Here is a 2,991-nt window from a genome sequence, read left to right on the forward strand (position 1 = left end):
TTTTTCTCAAGAGTCTCTACGTAAATAATATTCTCTTCTTTACACCTCTGGTAATCTTGATTGTATCGCTACTTTATAGCTACCGTTTCCGTTTCTCACTTTGGTGGTTAATTGGTAACGGACTGCTCTTTTGCTTTACTATCATAACTTTTGGTGAGTTTATACTAATTTACTTGCTAATCTATGAAACCTTGGCTCTGGTGGGCATGGCTTCCGGTATTGGCATCAAGCATATTCTACAAAAATGAAAAACAAAAAACTTTCACAAAATCCTTGAAAAATCTCACAATCATGCTATAATAATCTATAGAGACAAGTCACTTAGTCCCTTTCTACTAGAGAGTGCGTGGTTGCTGGAAACGCATAGAAAGCCTAAACTGACACTACTCTTGAGTTTTTTATGAAAACATAAAACGGTGGCCACGTTAGAGCCAATCAGAGGTGTCCCTCTTTTTTGAGGAACATAAATGAAGGTGGAACCACGTTGCGACGTCCTTTCGAGGATGTCGCAATTTTTGTATGAGGAGGCTAACTATGGAGTTGCAAGAATTAGTGGAGCGCAGTTGGGCAATCCGACAAGCTTATCACGAACTGGAAGTTAAGCATCATGATTCCAAGTGGACGGTAGAAGAAGACCTCTTGGCTTTGTCTAATGATATTGGAAATTTCCAACGATTGGTGATGACAAAGCAAGGACGCTACTATGATGAAACACCCTACACACTGGAACAAAAACTTTCAGAAAATATCTGGTGGCTAGTAGAACTTTCTCAACGTCTGGATATAGACATTCTGACGGAAATGGAAAACTTCCTCTCTGATAAAGAAAAGCAATTGAACATTAAGACTAGGAAGTAGTCTGCAAAAAAGTCAATGCTTAAAAACTATGAAATAATAAAAAGGAGAACATCATGATTAACATTACTTTCCCAGATGGCGCTGTTCGTGAATTCGAATCTGGCGTTACAACTTTTGAAATTGCCCAATCTATCAGCAATTCCCTAGCTAAAAAAGCCTTGGCTGGTAAATTCAACGGCAAACTCATAGACACTACTCGTGCTATCACTGAAGATGGAAGCATCGAAATTGTGACACCTGATCACGAAGATGCCCTTCCAATCTTGCGTCACTCAGCTGCTCACTTATTCGCCCAAGCAGCTCGTCGTCTTTTCCCAGACATTCACTTGGGAGTTGGTCCAGCCATCGAAGACGGCTTCTACTATGATACAGACAACACAGCTGGTCAAATCTCTAACGAAGACCTTCCTCGTATCGAAGAAGAAATGCAAAAAATTGTCAAAGAAAACTTCCCATCAATCCGTGAAGAAGTGACTAAAGACGAGGCACGTGAAATCTTCAAGAACGACCCTTACAAGTTGGAATTGATTGAAGAACACTCTGAAGACGAAGGTGGTTTGACTATCTATCGTCAAGGTGAGTATGTAGACCTCTGCCGTGGACCTCACGTCCCATCAACAGGCCGTATCCAAATATTCCACCTTCTCCATGTAGCAGGTGCTTATTGGCGTGGAAATAGCGACAACGCTATGATGCAACGTATCTACGGTACAGCTTGGTTTGACAAGAAAGACTTGAAAAACTACCTTCAAATGCGTGAAGAAGCTAAGGAACGTGACCACCGTAAACTTGGTAAAGAACTTGACCTCTTCATGATTTCTCAAGAGGTTGGTCAAGGTTTGCCATTCTGGTTGCCAAATGGTGCGACTATTCGTCGTGAATTGGAACGCTATATCGTTGACAAAGAGTTGGCTTCAGGCTACCAACACGTCTACACTCCACCACTTGCTTCTGTTGAACTTTACAAGACTTCTGGTCACTGGGATCATTACCAAGAAGACATGTTCCCAACTATGGATATGGGTGACGGGGAAGAATTTGTCCTTCGTCCAATGAACTGCCCACACCACATCCAAGTCTTCAAACATCATGTTCACTCATACCGTGAGTTGCCAATCCGTATCGCTGAAATCGGTATGATGCACCGCTACGAAAAATCTGGTTCCCTTACTGGTCTTCAACGTGTACGTGAAATGTCTCTTAACGACGGTCACCTCTTTGTGACTCCAGAACAAATCCAAGAAGAATTCCAACGTGCTCTTCAGTTGATTATCGATGTTTATGAAGATTTCAACTTGACTGAATACCGCTTCCGCCTCTCTCTTCGTGACCCTCAAGATACTCATAAGTACTTTGATAACGATGAGATGTGGGAAAATGCCCAAACTATGCTTCGTGCAGCTCTTGATGAAATGGGTGTGGACTACTTTGAAGCCGAAGGTGAAGCAGCCTTCTACGGACCAAAATTGGATATTCAAGTTAAGACCGCTCTTGGAAAAGAAGAAACTCTTTCTACTATCCAACTTGACTTCTTGCTTCCAGAACGCTTCGACCTTAAATACATCGGAGCTGATGGCGAAGAGCACCGTCCAGTTATGATCCACCGTGGAGTTATCTCAACTATGGAACGCTTCACAGCTATCTTGATTGAGAACTACAAGGGTGCCTTCCCAACATGGCTTGCACCACACCAAGTAACCCTCATCCCAGTTTCTAACGAAAAACACGTGGACTACGCTTGGGAAGTGGCTAAGAAGCTCCGTGACCGTGGTGTCCGTGCTGATGTCGATGAGCGCAATGAAAAAATGCAGTTCAAGATCCGTGCTTCACAAACCAGCAAGATTCCTTACCAATTGATCGTTGGGGACAAGGAAATGGAAGACGGAACTGTCAACGTTCGCCGCTACGGCCAAAAAGAAACACAAACTGTCTCAGTAGATGACTTTGTTCAGGCTATCCTTGCTGATATCGCCAACAAATCACGCGTTGAGAAATAAAAGTCTAGCACAAAAGCCTCCAATCGGAGGCTTTTTACGTCTCTTCTTACTCAAGGACTAGGTTCACTTGAGCAAACTGAATCCGCACTGTCGTTCCTTTTCCGACCTCAGACTCGATACGAATCTGGTGCCCCAA

The 2,991-nt window shown here is 43.1% G+C and carries 2 protein-coding genes and 1 pseudogene; all 3 read left to right on the top strand.

Translation table 11 applies throughout. The features are described 5' to 3' along the window. A pseudogene (locus SMIDD26_RS13120) lies at nucleotides 1-277 on the top strand (hypothetical protein); the annotation flags it as partial. 257 nt (nucleotides 278-534) lie between these two features. Next, a complete protein-coding gene (locus tag SMIDD26_RS07260; RefSeq protein ID WP_061439696.1) occupies nucleotides 535-858 on the top strand; it encodes a nucleoside triphosphate pyrophosphohydrolase family protein in 324 nt (107 codons plus the stop codon). Nucleotides 859-911: 53 nt separating this feature from the next. Continuing rightward, nucleotides 912-2,855 carry a threonine--tRNA ligase gene (gene thrS / locus SMIDD26_RS07265; protein ID WP_023945494.1) on the top strand — a complete coding sequence of 648 codons (1,944 nt, stop codon included), beginning with the start codon at nucleotides 912-914 and terminating at the stop codon, nucleotides 2,853-2,855. Nucleotides 2,856-2,991 lie beyond the last annotated feature (136 nt).

Origin of the sequence: Streptococcus mitis (genome assembly GCF_001579035.1) — a bacterium.
Lineage (GTDB): Bacteria > Bacillota > Bacilli > Lactobacillales > Streptococcaceae > Streptococcus > Streptococcus mitis_J.

Excerpts from the sequence above, each read along its gene's own strand:
- SMIDD26_RS07260 (WP_061439696.1), top strand. The coding sequence starts at position 535 with ATGGAGTTGCAAGAATTAGTGGAGCGCAGTTGGGCAATCCGACAAGCT.
- thrS (WP_023945494.1), top strand. The coding sequence starts at position 912 with ATGATTAACATTACTTTCCCAGATGGCGCTGTTCGTGAATTCGAATCT.